Annotated in this window: 15 protein-coding genes and 1 tRNA gene; 8 read left to right on the top strand and 8 right to left on the bottom strand. The window is 63.8% G+C overall.

Going from position 1 to position 13,208, the window contains the following annotated elements; genetic code table 11:
• Positions 1 to 49: 49 nt before the first annotated feature.
• Positions 50 to 125, bottom strand: a tRNA-His gene (locus VSR72_RS07030).
• A gap of 88 nt (positions 126 to 213) precedes the next feature.
• Positions 214 to 1,215 carry a tRNA dihydrouridine(20/20a) synthase DusA gene (gene dusA / locus VSR72_RS07025; protein ID WP_342951694.1) on the bottom strand — a complete coding sequence of 334 codons (1,002 nt, stop codon included), beginning with the start codon at positions 1,213 to 1,215 and terminating at the stop codon, positions 214 to 216.
• A 418-nt stretch (positions 1,216 to 1,633) separates the two neighbouring features.
• Between dusA and VSR72_RS07020 the strand changes: the two genes are divergently transcribed.
• Positions 1,634 to 1,906: a hypothetical protein gene (locus VSR72_RS07020; RefSeq protein WP_028204875.1), complete on the top strand. Its 273-nt coding sequence runs from the start codon at positions 1,634 to 1,636 to the stop codon at positions 1,904 to 1,906.
• 119 nt (positions 1,907 to 2,025) lie between these two features.
• Here the strand turns inward: VSR72_RS07020 and VSR72_RS07015 are convergent, their stop codons facing one another.
• Positions 2,026 to 2,268 (bottom strand): hypothetical protein, encoded by a 243-nt coding sequence (locus VSR72_RS07015; protein ID WP_342951693.1) that lies wholly within the window; start codon positions 2,266 to 2,268, stop codon positions 2,026 to 2,028.
• 177 nt (positions 2,269 to 2,445) lie between these two features.
• Between VSR72_RS07015 and VSR72_RS07010 the strand changes: the two genes are divergently transcribed.
• The 3 genes from VSR72_RS07010 to VSR72_RS07000 all read left to right on the top strand — a co-directional run bounded on the left by VSR72_RS07010 (position 2,446) and on the right by VSR72_RS07000 (position 5,297).
• Positions 2,446 to 3,498 (top strand): NADP(H)-dependent aldo-keto reductase, encoded by a 1,053-nt coding sequence (locus VSR72_RS07010; protein ID WP_342951692.1) that lies wholly within the window; start codon positions 2,446 to 2,448, stop codon positions 3,496 to 3,498.
• 210 nt (positions 3,499 to 3,708) lie between these two features.
• Positions 3,709 to 4,770, top strand: a complete 1,062-nt coding sequence (locus tag VSR72_RS07005) for a permease (protein WP_342951691.1) — start codon at positions 3,709 to 3,711, stop codon at positions 4,768 to 4,770.
• A 104-nt stretch (positions 4,771 to 4,874) separates the two neighbouring features.
• A complete protein-coding gene (locus tag VSR72_RS07000; RefSeq protein ID WP_042268617.1) occupies positions 4,875 to 5,297 on the top strand; it encodes a hypothetical protein in 423 nt (140 codons plus the stop codon).
• A gap of 26 nt (positions 5,298 to 5,323) precedes the next feature.
• Here the strand turns inward: VSR72_RS07000 and VSR72_RS06995 are convergent, their stop codons facing one another.
• Positions 5,324 to 6,160: an ABC transporter permease gene (locus tag VSR72_RS06995; protein ID WP_342951690.1), complete on the bottom strand. Its 837-nt coding sequence runs from the start codon at positions 6,158 to 6,160 to the stop codon at positions 5,324 to 5,326.
• Between the two features lie 43 nt (positions 6,161 to 6,203).
• Positions 6,204 to 7,118, bottom strand: a complete 915-nt coding sequence (nodI, locus tag VSR72_RS06990; RefSeq protein WP_342952027.1) for a nodulation factor ABC transporter ATP-binding protein NodI — start codon at positions 7,116 to 7,118, stop codon at positions 6,204 to 6,206.
• Positions 7,119 to 7,439: 321 nt separating this feature from the next.
• Here nodI and VSR72_RS06985 point away from each other — a divergent pair, with 321 nt between their 5' ends.
• Entirely contained in the window at positions 7,440 to 7,910 is a 471-nt protein-coding gene (locus VSR72_RS06985; RefSeq protein ID WP_342951689.1) for a universal stress protein, read from the top strand.
• A gap of 71 nt (positions 7,911 to 7,981) precedes the next feature.
• Here VSR72_RS06985 and VSR72_RS06980 read toward each other — a convergent pair whose 3' ends face one another.
• The 3 genes from VSR72_RS06980 to lexA all read right to left on the bottom strand — a co-directional run bounded on the left by VSR72_RS06980 (position 7,982) and on the right by lexA (position 9,855).
• On the bottom strand, positions 7,982 to 8,665 hold the full coding sequence (locus VSR72_RS06980; RefSeq protein WP_342951688.1) for a DUF2939 domain-containing protein: 684 nt from the start codon (positions 8,663 to 8,665) through the stop codon (positions 7,982 to 7,984).
• 107 nt (positions 8,666 to 8,772) lie between these two features.
• Positions 8,773 to 9,150, bottom strand: coding sequence for a hypothetical protein (locus tag VSR72_RS06975; RefSeq protein ID WP_342951687.1), 378 nt, complete (start codon positions 9,148 to 9,150; stop codon positions 8,773 to 8,775).
• Positions 9,151 to 9,204: 54 nt separating this feature from the next.
• On the bottom strand, positions 9,205 to 9,855 hold the full coding sequence (lexA, locus tag VSR72_RS06970) for a transcriptional repressor LexA (protein ID WP_254345208.1): 651 nt from the start codon (positions 9,853 to 9,855) through the stop codon (positions 9,205 to 9,207).
• 292 nt (positions 9,856 to 10,147) lie between these two features.
• Between lexA and VSR72_RS06965 the strand changes: the two genes are divergently transcribed.
• The 3 genes from VSR72_RS06965 to cysW all read left to right on the top strand — a co-directional run bounded on the left by VSR72_RS06965 (position 10,148) and on the right by cysW (position 13,208).
• Positions 10,148 to 11,206: a sulfate ABC transporter substrate-binding protein gene (locus VSR72_RS06965; protein WP_342951686.1), complete on the top strand. Its 1,059-nt coding sequence runs from the start codon at positions 10,148 to 10,150 to the stop codon at positions 11,204 to 11,206.
• Between the two features lie 125 nt (positions 11,207 to 11,331).
• Positions 11,332 to 12,231 carry a sulfate ABC transporter permease subunit CysT gene (cysT, locus tag VSR72_RS06960; RefSeq protein WP_342951685.1) on the top strand — a complete coding sequence of 300 codons (900 nt, stop codon included), beginning with the start codon at positions 11,332 to 11,334 and terminating at the stop codon, positions 12,229 to 12,231.
• A complete protein-coding gene (gene cysW / locus VSR72_RS06955) occupies positions 12,228 to 13,208 on the top strand; it encodes a sulfate ABC transporter permease subunit CysW (protein ID WP_342951684.1) in 981 nt (326 codons plus the stop codon). The genes cysT and cysW overlap by 4 nt, the downstream gene beginning before the upstream one ends.

Here is a 13,208-nt window from a genome sequence, read left to right as displayed (position 1 = left end):
ATTACGCAATCACCGGACTTTGCTCACTGCTTGATCTTGCTGAATTCTTTGGGGTGGCTGATGGGACTCGAACCCACGACGACAGGAATCACAATCCTGGACTCTACCAACTGAGCTACAGCCACCGCTGTTTTCTCAACCGGCGCTGCTTTGAAAGCGGCGTCAATCAAGAAGCAAGATTATATACATATCAAAGCTGACTTGCCTAGCCCTTTATTCAAGAATTTCATCCGGAACGCGCAGATATTCGCGGGCCTCGTCGAAGATCGCGAGATCTGCTTTCGCGAGCTTGCGGCTGTCCGAGAGGATGCGGCGCCATCCGCGCGCGCCGGCTACGCCGCGATAGAGGCCCAGCGCATGGCGCACGATCGCACCCAGGTAAGTGCCGCGCGCAATCTCGCTCGCGCAGTATTCGATGAGCTTCGCTTCCACTTCCTCGCGTGTGAGCGCGGCATCGGTTGCGCCATAGAAGCGCGCATCGACGTCGGCGAGCACGTAGGGGTTGTGGTAAGCCTCGCGTCCGAGCATCACGCCATCGACATGCTGTAAGTGCTGCTCGACTTCGTCGAGCGTCTTGATGCCGCCGTTGATGATGATTTCGAGCTGCGGGAAGTCGCGCTTGAGTTGGTACGCGTAGTCGTACTTGAGCGGCGGGATTTCGCGGTTTTCCTTCGGGCTCAAGCCCTTCAGGATCGCATTGCGTGCGTGCACGATGAAAACGTCGCAGCCCGCTTCGGCGATCGTGCCGACAAAGTCGCGCACGAACGCATAGTCCTCGACCGTATCCACGCCGATGCGGTGCTTGACCGTCACGGGCACGGAGACGACGTCGCGCATCGCCTTTACGCAATCCGCCACGAGTTGCGGCTCGTTCATCAGGCATGCGCCGAACGCGCCGCGCTGCACGCGCTCGGACGGGCAGCCGCAGTTCAGGTTGATTTCGTCGTAACCCCACTGTTCGCCGAGCTTCGCGGCGCGCGCGAGATCGTCGGGCTCGCTGCCGCCCAACTGAAGCGCGACCGGCGCTTCGGCCGGCGTGAACGCGAGATGGCGCGGCACGTCGCCGTGGAGGAGGGCGCCCGTCGTCACCATCTCCGTATACAGCCACGTGTGCCGGGAGATGAAGCGATGCAGCGAACGGCAGTGACGATCGGTCCAGTCCATCATCGGCGCGACGGAAACGCGGCGGGGGCTGGCTTGACGGTTGGCGGACATGGCGATGGAAAACCGGTGATGAGCGGCTGACGTGGATCAACCTTGCATTTTAACGCATACGGACTCGCCTCTTCGTGCCCTTTGCGCACTGCGCCAATTTGCCAAATAGCCCCCGCAGGAAGCGCGCCAGGTAGCCATTTTGAGCCGAAAAACCCTGCTCGCATTATGTAATCCCGATGGAATTTGCTGCGTTGCGCAAATTTTTTTGAGGGCGCTTTTAGGGTCTGTTCGTCGCTCAGCCCCGTCAGAATTGCCTGACGCGATTGTTGCTAGATGCAGAATAGTAAATTCGGATTATCGAGATTATTTTTCGATAGTAGGTGTATACACTGAGTTTCGTTGACGCAGCTCGTGGGCACTGACCTCCCAGGCGCGGCGCCTTCCCGATCCGCCATTGAACCTGATATTGGAGTCCACCATGAAGACCAAACTCATCGCAGCGCTGCTCGTCGCAGCTACCGCTTCTGTTGCCGCTCCGGCGTTCGCCAGCGGCTACGGCCCGGCACCGTTCTATCGCCCGGACGTCGGCGCGCCGGCTTCGCAGCGTGGCCAGAGCGTCCAGACCGTGGCCGCCGAGCGCGTTCAGGAACAAGGCGCCCAAACGGCATACGGCGGCGTTGCCGGTTCGGCTTCGCAGTCGGGCAGCCACGCGAAGGCCACGGGCCCCCAATCGGTTTTCTTCGGCCAGTAAGTCGAGCCGGTTTTCCGATTCGTTGCCTGGCCGCCCGGCAGACGGGCGGCCTGAAAGCCGGATGTCGTTCGACATCCGGCTTTTTGCTTTTCAGGGCCCGCTTTTTTCCTGGCTGACGCTCAGGAAGCGGCGCGCACGCGCTGGTCGATAGCCTCGCGCATGCGGTCGAAGGCCGCGTCAAAGGCGTTGTCCTGGGTCGGGAAGCGGCCGGCGGCGATGCCGTCGACCGGCACGTTCGCGTTTTCGGCGTCCGTGAGGCTCTGGATGATTTGCGTCGAGACGAAAAAGCCGGCTTCGTGGTCGCCGTCCACGCCAGCGGTCATGTCGAAGCCCATGTACTCGTAGCTGCGGCGGTTTTCCATGACGGTGTCTCCTCGTAGGCGCTTGTGCGGATTCTGGCACGTCTCCGGGCGAACGGCGCCGTGACCAACCGGGGCGCGCGTTTACGCTGCATTCGGCCGCATTCAGCATTTCCTGAAAAAATTCCCGCGGCGTGATAGTTTCGGCGTTTTCCAACCGAACTGACGGACAACGTTTCCATGGAATACCGCACACTCGGCGATACCGACGTCAAGGTGAGCCTGATCGGGCTCGGCACGATGACGTGGGGCGAGCAGAACACGGAGCGCGAGGCGCATGAGCAGATCGACTACGCGCTCGACCAGGGCGTGACGCTCATCGACGCCGCTGAAATGTACCCCGTGCCGCCGCGCCCGGAGACGCAGGGCCAGACCGAGCGCTTCATCGGTACCTGGCTCGCGCAGCATCGCGCGGCGCGCGAGCGCATCGTGCTCGCCACCAAAATTGCGGGCCCGGCGCGCCAGCCGCACAACCCACAGCACATCCGCGGGCCGCAGAACCAGTTCGACCGCAAGAATCTGACCGAAGCGCTCGACGGCAGCCTGAAGCGCCTGCAGACCGATTACGTCGATCTGTATCAACTGCACTGGCCCGATCGCAGCACAATGACGTTCGGCCGCAACATGTATCCGTATCTCGACGATGCCTACACGGTGCCGATCGAGGAAACGCTCAGCGTACTCGCCGATTTCGTCAAGGCGGGCAAGGTCCGCCATATCGGCGTTTCGAACGAAACGCCGTGGGGCGTCTCGCAGTTCCTGCGCGCCTCCGAAAAGCTTGGTCTTCCGCGTATCGTCAGCATCCAGAATCCGTACAGCCTGCTCAACCGCACGTTCGAGAGCGGCCTGTCCGAATTCGCGCACCGCGAAGGCGTGGGCCTGCTCGCGTATTCGCCGCTCGCGTTTGGCTGGCTTTCGGGCAAGTACGAGGGCGGGGCGCGTCCGGAAGGTGCGCGCATCACGCGGTTCGAGCGTTTCAAGCGCTATAGCAAGCCGGAATCGGTGGCCGCGACGACGCGTTACGTGGAACTCGCACGGGCGCATGGTTATACGCCCGCGCAGTTCGCGCTAGCGTTCGTCAACAGCCGGCCGTTCCTCACCAGCAATCTGATCGGCGCGACCTCGCTCGACCAGCTGAAGGAAAATATCGGCAGCGCCGACGTCAAGCTCAGCCCCGAACTGCTCGCGCAGATCGACGCGCTGCACGAGCAGCAGCCCAATCCTGCCCCTTAAGGGGGACGCAGGCGTGCCGCACGGCCCCTTGCCGGGCCGCGCGGCGCCGCGCCAACGCCAACCCAGCAAAATCGTTGGCGATTCGCAAGGCATACACTACGATCCAGCATGCGCCGGTCGGGGCGCCATCACGCGACGTGCTCAGTAAGCGCGCAGCGTGATGGCGCCCCGATCGGCCGTCCACACGCTCAATCCCGGAGAATTTTCACAATGACGAGCGCACGTCCAGCGCAATCGCCCCCGTCTTACGGTTGGCCCATTTTTATTTTGCTGGCGGTGGCCGGCCTCTTCTACGTGAAGTGGTTTCCGTACTATCACCGCGCATTCACCGCCGAAGAAACCCATTCCATCGGTAAATCGATCCTGATGGGCGGCGCGGCCACGGCTCCCGATCCCTCATTCTCCGCCGCGCTCGATTACGCCTTCGCCTACGGCAAGGCGATCTGGCAGGCCATGGTGCTTGGTCTGTTGCTCGGCTCCGGTGTGCAGGCGCTGCTGCCCGTGCAATGGGTCGCGCGCGTGCTCGGCCGACGCGGCTTTGGCAGCGTGGCAGCAGGTGGCCTGCTCGCGGTGCCCGGCATGATGTGCACCTGCTGCGCGGCGCCCGTGGTCGTGGGCCTGCGCGCGCGCAATGCGTCGGCGGGCGGTGCAATTGCATTCTGGCTCGGCAACTCCGTGCTCAATCCCGCCACGCTCGTGTTCATGGGCTTCGTGCTCGGCTGGCAGTGGAGCGCGCTGCGCCTCACGCTGGGCCTGCTGATGGTGTTTGGCCTTGGCTGGGTCTGCAACCGGCTCGTCACGCCCGAGGAATCGCGTGCCGCCGACGACCGCCTGGCGCAACTCGCCCAGCAACAGGCCGAAGGGGGTAACGTCTTCGTGCGCTGGGCGCGCATCTTTGCGCGTATGGCCGGGCGTCTCGTGCCGGAGTACATCGTGCTCGTGCTGCTGCTCGGCGCCGCGCGCGCGTGGCTCTTCCCGCACATCGGCCCTGAGGTTACGAGCAGCCTGGGCTGGATCGTCACGTTCGCGGTGGTCGGCATGCTGTTTGTGATTCCCACGGCCGGCGAGGTCCCGATCATCCAGGCGATGCTCGCGCTCGGCATGGGCGTGGGGCCCGCGGGCGCGCTTCTGATGACGCTGCCGCCCGTGAGCGTGCCGTCGTTCGCGATGCTGGCGGGCTCGTTCCGGCCGCGCATGCTCGCAGTCGTCGGCACGACGGTGGTGTTCTTCGGGATCGCTGCCGGGCTTGCGGCGGTGGCCCTGCGATTCTAGGGACGCCGGGACGAGGCAAGCGCCATGCGTTCGGCGTTGGCATTCTTGTAATACGCGGGCGGTTCGCCGTCCGCCACGGAGCGGGCCGAGGCCCGAAAACCAGCATGGCAAAGCAAAAAACCAATCCGAAACTCGAGCAGGCGCTCACGCGCGGCGATCTCGCCATTCGCCAGGCCAATTCGGCTCGCGCCACGGCGGTGCTGCGCGCGCTCGGCAAGATGATCGTCGAGGCTTCGGCGACGATCGGTGTCGAGGCGGACACCTCGATTCCCGACGGCGATCGCATCTACGACCCGGCCGACGGTCTCTGGCCGCAGTCGCTGCTGGTTTCGCTCGATGGCCCGGTGGAAGAGTCGGATCCTGAGGAGATCCGCACGGTGCGTTTGCTCGCCCAGACCCAATCGACGATGTTCCGCGTGGAATGGCATCGCGCAGACGGCAAGGTCGGACGTCAGGAAGGCGGCCCCTTCGCGACGGTCGCATTTATTTCGGACGTCGATATTCCCTGGGGGGATGACGAGGACTAAGCGTCCGTGTGCCTCGCGGTGCGGTTTCAGCGCATCATGCGCCGGCGAAACAGCACCGAAGCGATCGCGAAAGGCACCACCACGTAGATCGCGAGCACCAGCAGGTGCAGGCCGGCCTGCTCGACAGGCCGGTCGAGCATGGCGGGGCGAATCAACGCTACGGCATGCGCGAGCGGCAGCATCAGCGTGATGTGCTGCGCGGCGGCAGGCAGTTGCGCGATCGGAAAGAACACGCCGGAGAGCAGCAGCATCGGCGTCAGCACGAGCGTCTGATAGAACATGAAGAAGTCATAGGACGGCGCGAGCGCGGTGACGATCATCGCGCAGCTTGCGAACGCGAGGCCTGCTAGCGCGATCACGGGCAGCGCAAGCAGCATCGAAGGAAAGCTTGCGTAGCCGAGCAGGCCCGCGACCACCATGATCGCCACACCCGAGAGCATCGACTTGCTCGCGGCCCACATCACCTCGCCGAGCACGACGTCGCCGAGCGTGAGCGGCGTGTGCATGATCGCTTCCCACGTGCGCTGCACGTGCATGCGCGAGAAGCCCGAGTACATCGACTCGAAGCTCGCCGACATCATCACCGAAGACGACACCGTGCCTGCCGCGAGAAACGCGATGTACGAGACGCCGTCGACGTGGCCGACCATCAGCCCGAGCCCGAAGCCCAAACCGAACAGATAGATCATCGGGTCGGCGAGATTGCCGAACATCGAGGCGAGAGCGAGCTTGCGCCAGACCAGATAATTGCGCCGCCACACGGCCACCCAGTGCGTGGCGTTCGAAGGCAGCGCGGCGCGTGGTTCGCGTATGGGCTCATGCGCGGGGCGCGAGGGCGTCGGGTCGTTGGTGCGTGTCTGCATGGTGTCCTTGGCGATTCGTAGGCCGCCGTTGTTCTTGCCGCAGTTAATCCTGCATCTCGCGGCCGGTGAGCCGCAGGAACACGTCTTCGAGATTCGCGGGCCGGTGCAGGTAGCGCAAATCGGATCGATGCCGTAGCTTCGCATGCACGGGCGCGGGGTCGTCGACATAGCAGAACAGCGTCTCGCCGCTAATCTCCGTGCGCTTCGCATCGGCTGCGAGTTCGTCGCGCAGCGAGGCCGGGTCCGGGCCGTACACCTCGATCACGTCGCAGCCGATCTCCGATTCGATCAGCGCCTTGGGTGCGCCCTCGGCGATCTTGCGGCCTTCCTCGATCACGCAGACGCGATTGCAAAGCCGTTCGGCCTCCTCCATGAAATGCGTGGTGAGCAGAATCGTCTTGCCGCGCGCGAGCAGCGAGCGCAGCCGCTCCCAGATCAGATGCCGCGCCTGCGGGTCGAGGCCCGTGGTGGGCTCGTCCATCACGAGCACGTCGGGGTCGTTCACGAGCGCGCGCGCAAGCGTGAGACGACGACGCATGCCGCCGGAGAGCTCGCCCACGCGCGCGTCGGCCTTGCTCTCGAGGCGCGCGAATTCGAGCAGCGGCGCGACGAGGTCGCGCGTTTCGCGAGCGGACAAGCCGAAGTATCGGCCGAACACGAGCAGGTTCTCGCGGACGGTAAAGTCGGGGTCGAGATTGTCGAACTGCGGCACGACCCCCACGCGCTGGCGTGCGTGGCGTGCGCGCGCCGGCACCGGTTCGCCGCACAGGCTGATGCGCCCCGCATCGGGCGAAACGATGCCGAGCAGCATGCGCAGCGTCGTGGTTTTTCCCGCGCCGTTCGGGCCGAGCAGCCCGAAGCATTCGCCGGGGAGGACGTCGAACGACAGGCCATTGACGACCGTCCTGTCTCCGTAATGTTTGATGACCTGCTCGAATTCGATGGCGGGTGCGGGCATGGACCAGTTGAACGTGAGTCGAACGGGTGTCGCGCGAATCGAACGAAGCATCGAACGACAAATCGCGCGAAACAAGGCGGCCCATTTTAGTGCATTGCCGCCTGGCGGGTCGGGCGCCGCTTCGAAGCCGGTTGACGTCGGGCGAGTGGAATACATGTCGCGGCAAGCATTCAACATTGCGCAAGACGCGATCGCAGTGGAAAACGTATCTGGCGTAATTCGATGCACACCTGGCGTTTTCCAGCCCTTGCGTGTGGAATTGCGGCGCACCATCATGAGAATCGCACAGCCTGCAAATCACGCGGGCGGGGAGAAGCGATCATGGCGAGCTATAAAAAAATTCTGCTCTGTTACGACGGCTCGCGCGAAGGCCGCAAGGCACTGCGTTGCGGTGCCGATCTTGCGCTCGATCTACAGGCCGAAACGCATCTGCTCTCGGTAGTCGACATGCGTTCGACGATCGCCCAGAGCGCCGGCCTGCTGACCGATGTGGCCTGCGGCCGCTTTGAGGAAACGGCGCGCGAAATCCTTCAGGAAGGCGTGGACTGGCTGACCGAGCGCGGCGTGCGCGCCCAGGGGCACTTCGCGTTCGGTCATCCGATCGACGAAATCGCGAATCTGGCCAACGAACTCAATGCCGACCTCGTGGTGGTGGGGCACCGCTGCCGCACGGGACTTTCGCGCTGGTGGATGGGCGCGGGCAACACGCCGCTGCTCGACCGCGTGTCGTGCAGCATTCTGGTGGCGTGTTCGTCGGCGGCTGACGACAAGCAGCAACAAGCTGCCGCTTAGTGGGTCAAGCACGGATCCAGCAGGCCGGCTCGCACGAACCGGCCTGTTTCCGCTTTCACTTCAAATTTGTCTCAGTTCGAGACGTTTCCTTCGTTTAGTTCGACAGCCGAGAGTTTCCACGAAAACAGCCCGTGACGCTGCAGGATGGCGGCATAGTGCTCGCCCGTATCGCTGCGGTCCCACGTGAGCGCGAATTCGTTGAGGCCGCGATAGCCGGCTGTGGCAACCGGCCGTGCCTCGGGCGCGGGATTGCCCGATGCTGCAGGGCCGGGCGGCGAGGCGGGCGCCGGTGCCGATTGGGTGGATTGCGCCGATTGCGTCGATTGCGCGCCGGATTCCGCTGGCGGCGGCGCGTGCGGCCGGTCGCCGGGTTTGCCCGTCGGCGGCATGCCACTGAGCAGTGCGGCCACACCTTCCGGTGTCGCGTAAGCATCCACGAGCGGACCGATCAATGCCGCGCCAATCACGGCGCCGAGGATCAGCAGCGGATTACTGCTGTGCTGCCCCTCGACGCGCCGATGCAGTTCGTCGCCAACCTGCTGCTTGAGGCTCAAACGCAGCGCTGGGTAATCGACGTACTCGTTGAGCGCGACGGCGTCGCGGGCGTCAGCGGCGGCTTTCATGTGCTTGACCGCGATATAGGGCGACGCATACGCGTAGCCAAGCGCGGCAACCACCATGGCGACCGCAACCGTGATCGCGACGGGCTTCTTCCAGCCTTGGGTCTTACGCGGGGTCGAGAGAGATTCCTTCATCGGCATAGGCTAAGTCGTTCAAACACGGTGTTGACCGCAAACCGGGCCAAACGATCCCGACCGTAACCTCTTCTCACATTTGAGCCGCGCTTTGGTTCAACTCGTGCTTACTTCGCCAGCGCTGCAGGCAGGTCGCTCTGTTGCTCGGCGATGCAGCGGTCGATCGCTCTGCACACCGCGTCAACCGTGCCGACGAGAATCAGCCGCGAAGGACCCTGGTAGACGCGCACGGGCGCACGGCGCATGGGCTGTTCGGTGTTGAGCGTGCTGTTGAGCGAAACGCGCGCAAATGCCGGCTGTGCCGAGGGCAACACAGGCAAGTCGGCCGTGCTGGCCGCCACCATCTCAGGCGAGTCTTCGAAGAGCGAGCCGCTCAGTGCGGCGGCCGAATCGCGCACTTCGCGCACTGCGCACGAAGCGATGCCACGGAGGTGGCGAAGACGGCCGAATTGGCGGAAGGGCAGCAAGCGGGCAAGGCGTTCCATGACTCTCTCCAGGTTGTGCGCAAACGATGTGCGAACTGCGCGCGGACGGATTTCTTAGAATTCGGTGGGGCGGATCAGGCCGACCGCAATGCCTTCCAGCGCGAATTCCGCGCTGCCGGCCTCGACAAAGATATTGTCGTAATCGGGGTTCTCGGCGATCAGTTCGAGCCCATTCGGACGGCGCTTCAGGCGCTTCACGGTGACGTCGTCGCCAAGGCGCGCCACGATGATTTGCCCGTCTTTCGCTTCGGCCTTCTTCTGCACGGCGAGCAAGTCGCCGTCGAGAATGCCGGCGTCGCGCATGGAAAGGCCACGCACCTTCAAGAGGTAGTCGGGGCGGCTCGAGAAGAGCGCCGGGTCGCACATGTAGTTCTGCGAGATGTGCTCTTGCGCGAGGATCGGGCTACCCGCCGCGACGCGGCCAACGAGCGGCAGCGAGAGCTGCATGATGCTCGGGTGCGGGAGCGTGAACTGGTGCGGCAGGTCGTCGGGCCCCGGCATGAGGCGGATGCCGCGCGAGGCGCCCGCAGCCAGTTCGATCACGCCCTTGCGCGCCAGCGCGCGCAGATGCTCCTCCGCGGAGTTGGCCGAGCTGAAGCCGAGTTCCGCCGCGATCTCGGCGCGCGTGGGCGGGAAGCCCGTGCGCTCGATGGCCCGGCGAACCAGATCGAAAACCTGCTGCTGTCGTGCGGTGAGTTTGGTCATGGCGCCACTGTATGTTTGAACAGGTAACTGTATTTTTATACAGTACTCGCCACTTTTCAAGTGTTACTTGAAGTTCATCAATTGAGCGTTGCTATCACGCCGCTTTCCCGTGTTTGTGCGGACGAAACCGCGCTCCAGCGGCGACTTCCTCTGCCCTTACCACTTTTGCGTATTAAAAAATGAAAAAACATCATTTTTAATAATGTAAGCAGATCGCTAGACTGGCCTCCATCGTTAGCTGCAATTCATCACTCAGCGCAAACGAGCACACACGAAAACGGAGAACAGATAGATGAGCACGACACATACGGGGCGCGCGGGCTGGCTGAAAACACTGGCGGCAAAACTGGTTATCGGCGTTGCGCCGCTCGTCGGCGTCACGGCAGTGGCGGCAATGGCGCCTGTAGCCGCTCACGCGGATACATCGCTGCTCAACGTCTCCTACGATCCGACGCGCGAGCTGTACCAGGACATCAATGAGGCCTTCATCAAGCAGTGGAAGGGCAAGACGGGCGAAACGCTCACCATCAAGCAGTCGCATGGCGGCTCGGGCGCACAGGCGCGCTCGGTGCTCGACGGCCTGCAAGCCGACGTCGTGACGCTCGCGCTGGCATGGGACATCGACGCGCTCGCCAACAAGGGCATCGTCGCGAAGGACTGGCAAAAGCGTCTGCCCGACAACGCTTCGCCGTACACGTCGACCATCGTGTTTCTCGTGCGCAAGGGCAATCCCAAGCACATCAAGGACTGGGACGATCTGACCAAGCCGGGCGTCTCGATCGTCACGCCGAATCCGAAGACCTCGGGCGGCGCGCGCTGGAACTATCTCGCGGCGTGGGCGTATGCGCTGCACCAGCCGGGCGGCAACGAGCAGAAGGCGAAGGACTTCGTCTCGAAGCTCTACAAGAACGCCGGCGTGCTCGACTCGGGCGCGCGAGGCGCGACGACGAGCTTCGTGCAGCGTGGCATTGGCGATGTGCTGATTGCATGGGAGAACGAAGCATTCCTCTCGCTCAAGGAATTCGGCCCGGAGAAGTTCGAGATCGTGGTGCCTTCGGTGAGCATTCTGGCCGAGCCGCCGGTTGCCGTGGTGGACAAGGTCGTCGACAAGAAGGGCACGCGCAAGGAGGCCGAGGCCTACCTGCAGTTCCTCTATAGCGAAGAGGGCCAGGAGATCGCTGCGAAGAACTTCTACCGTCCGCGTTCGGACAAGGTGCCGGCGGCGCTCACGGCGAAGTTTCCGAAGCTGAAGCTGTACACGGTCGACGACACGTTCGGCGGCTGGACCAACGCGCAGAAGACGCATTTCGCGGATGGCGGCGTGTTCGATTCGATCTATCAGCCGCAGTAAGCCGTCATGCAGCACCGGTCAGAAGTCGATAACGACACGGCCGCATAACAACGAAGCGCGCCCACGGGCGCGCTTTTCCGCGCCGCCTGGGAACCCAGCGCGCAACCCATGTCTGGACGATGAGCATGACAACGTTTCGATTGCGCAAGCCCAGTGCGCTGCCTGGATTCGGCTTGACGCTAGGCATCACGGTGGCTTACCTGAGCCTCGTGGTGCTCATTCCGCTTGCCGCCACTTTCCTCAAGACGGCGACGCTCGACTGGAGCCAGTTCGTGCGCGCTGTGTGGTCGCCGCGCGTGATCGCGTCGTACCGGCTCACGTTCACCGCTGCGCTCGGCGCGGCGCTGATGAATGCGGTATTCGGCTTCCTGCTCGCGTGGGTGCTCGTGCGCTATACGTTCCCGTTCAAACGGGTGATCGATGCGCTGGTCGATCTGCCGTTCGCGCTGCCGACTTCCGTGGCAGGCATCTCGCTCGCCGCCGTGTATGCGGGCAACGGCTGGATCGGCCAGTTCCTGCAGCCGCTCGGGCTGAAGATCGCGTTCACGCCGCTTGGCGTGCTCGTGGCGCTGACCTTCATCGGCTTGCCGTTCGTCGTGCGCACGGTGCAGCCGGTGCTCGAAGACTTCGAGCGTGAGCAGGAGGAGGCCGCAGCCTGCCTCGGCGCTTCGCGCTGGCTCACGTTTCGCCGCGTCGTGCTGCCCGCGGTGCTGCCGGCGCTGATCACCGGTTTCGCGCTCGCGTTCGCGCGCGCGCTGGGCGAGTACGGCTCGGTCATCTTCATCGCAGGCAACGTGCCGATGAAGTCGGAAATCACGTCGCTCCTCATCATCACGAAGCTCGAACAATACGATTACGCCGGCGCGACGGCGCTCGCCGTGATGATGCTCTGCGTTTCGTTCGTCATGCTGCTTCTCATCAATTCGCTGCAATGGTATTTGCAACGCCGCACGAGCCGCGGCGTCTCGGCCGGCAGCGCGCCGAATGCCGTTGTGGGCGCAACCGTCGCGGGAGGTGTGCAATGAGTGCGCTGCCGCAACAACGAAGCACACGCCGGCCAGATCCTGTGACCGAAGCGGCCTGGGTGCGCTGGCTGCTGACCGGCATCGCGCTCGCGTTTCTCGCGCTCTTTTTGGTAGTGCCGCTCGTCGCCGTGTTCTGGCAGGCGCTTTCGAAGGGCATCGGGTTCTACTTCACGTCGCTCGTCGATCCTGATGCGCTCTCCGCGATCAAGCTCACGCTCATCACCGCGGCGATCGCGGTGCCGTTGAACCTGGCGTTCGGTCTCGCGGCTTCATGGGCGATCGCCAAGTTCGAGTTTCGCGGCAAGGCGCTGCTCACCACGCTGATCGACCTGCCGTTTTCGGTTTCGCCCGTGATTTCGGGTCTCATCTACGTGCTGTTGTTCGGTGCGCAGGGCTGGCTCGGGCCGTGGCTCGAAGACCATAACGTGCAGATCATCTTCGCTGTGCCGGGCATCGTACTCGCCACGATCTTCGTGACGTTCCCGTTCGTCGCGCGCGAACTGATTCCGCTGATGCAGGCGCAAGGCAACGACGAAGAAGAGGCGGCGCATGTGCTGGGCGCCTCGGGCTGGCAGATGTTCCGCCGCGTGACGCTGCCCAATATCCGCTGGGGCCTGCTGTACGGCGTGATTCTTTGCAATGCGCGCGCGATGGGCGAGTTCGGCGCGGTTTCGGTGGTGTCGGGCCATATTCGCGGCCAGACCGACACGATGCCGCTGCACGTCGAGATCCTTTACAACGAGTACAACTTCGCGGCGGCGTTTGCCGTGGCATCGCTGCTCGCGTTGCTCGCGCTCGTCACGCTTGGCCTGAAACTGCTCGCGGAGCGCCGCCTTTCGGCGCAACTGCGCGGCGCGGATGACATTCCCGCCTACGCCGGCCCGCAGCCCGCGGCCGCGCAACAAGTTACACAACGCGCAGCGCAACACGCAACGACGCGCGCCGTGCGCCAACCGATTCAAGTGGGGGAGCAGTAA

Source organism: Paraburkholderia sp. JHI869 (genome assembly GCF_038900775.1).
Classification (GTDB): Bacteria; Pseudomonadota; Gammaproteobacteria; order Burkholderiales; family Burkholderiaceae; genus Paraburkholderia.
The sequence above is the reverse complement of the archived record's forward strand: the minus strand, read 5'-3'. Positions and strand labels throughout refer to the sequence as shown.

Bases quoted from the DNA above. Each gene is read 5' to 3' on its own strand.
- dusA (WP_342951694.1), bottom strand. From the start codon at position 1,215: ATGTCCGCCAACCGTCAAGCCAGCCCCCGCCGCGTTTCCGTCGCGCCG.
- VSR72_RS07020 (WP_028204875.1), top strand. From the start codon at position 1,634: ATGAAGACCAAACTCATCGCAGCGCTGCTCGTCGCAGCTACCGCTTCT.
- VSR72_RS07015 (WP_342951693.1), bottom strand. From the start codon at position 2,268: ATGGAAAACCGCCGCAGCTACGAGTACATGGGCTTCGACATGACCGCT.
- VSR72_RS07010 (WP_342951692.1), top strand. From the start codon at position 2,446: ATGGAATACCGCACACTCGGCGATACCGACGTCAAGGTGAGCCTGATC.
- VSR72_RS07005 (WP_342951691.1), top strand. From the start codon at position 3,709: ATGACGAGCGCACGTCCAGCGCAATCGCCCCCGTCTTACGGTTGGCCC.
- VSR72_RS07000 (WP_042268617.1), top strand. From the start codon at position 4,875: ATGGCAAAGCAAAAAACCAATCCGAAACTCGAGCAGGCGCTCACGCGC.
- VSR72_RS06995 (WP_342951690.1), bottom strand. From the start codon at position 6,160: ATGCAGACACGCACCAACGACCCGACGCCCTCGCGCCCCGCGCATGAG.
- nodI (WP_342952027.1), bottom strand. From the start codon at position 7,118: ATGCCCGCACCCGCCATCGAATTCGAGCAGGTCATCAAACATTACGGA.
- VSR72_RS06985 (WP_342951689.1), top strand. From the start codon at position 7,440: ATGGCGAGCTATAAAAAAATTCTGCTCTGTTACGACGGCTCGCGCGAA.
- VSR72_RS06980 (WP_342951688.1), bottom strand. From the start codon at position 8,665: ATGAAGGAATCTCTCTCGACCCCGCGTAAGACCCAAGGCTGGAAGAAG.
- VSR72_RS06975 (WP_342951687.1), bottom strand. From the start codon at position 9,150: ATGGAACGCCTTGCCCGCTTGCTGCCCTTCCGCCAATTCGGCCGTCTT.
- lexA (WP_254345208.1), bottom strand. From the start codon at position 9,855: ATGACCAAACTCACCGCACGACAGCAGCAGGTTTTCGATCTGGTTCGC.
- VSR72_RS06965 (WP_342951686.1), top strand. From the start codon at position 10,148: ATGAGCACGACACATACGGGGCGCGCGGGCTGGCTGAAAACACTGGCG.
- cysT (WP_342951685.1), top strand. From the start codon at position 11,332: ATGACAACGTTTCGATTGCGCAAGCCCAGTGCGCTGCCTGGATTCGGC.
- cysW (WP_342951684.1), top strand. From the start codon at position 12,228: ATGAGTGCGCTGCCGCAACAACGAAGCACACGCCGGCCAGATCCTGTG.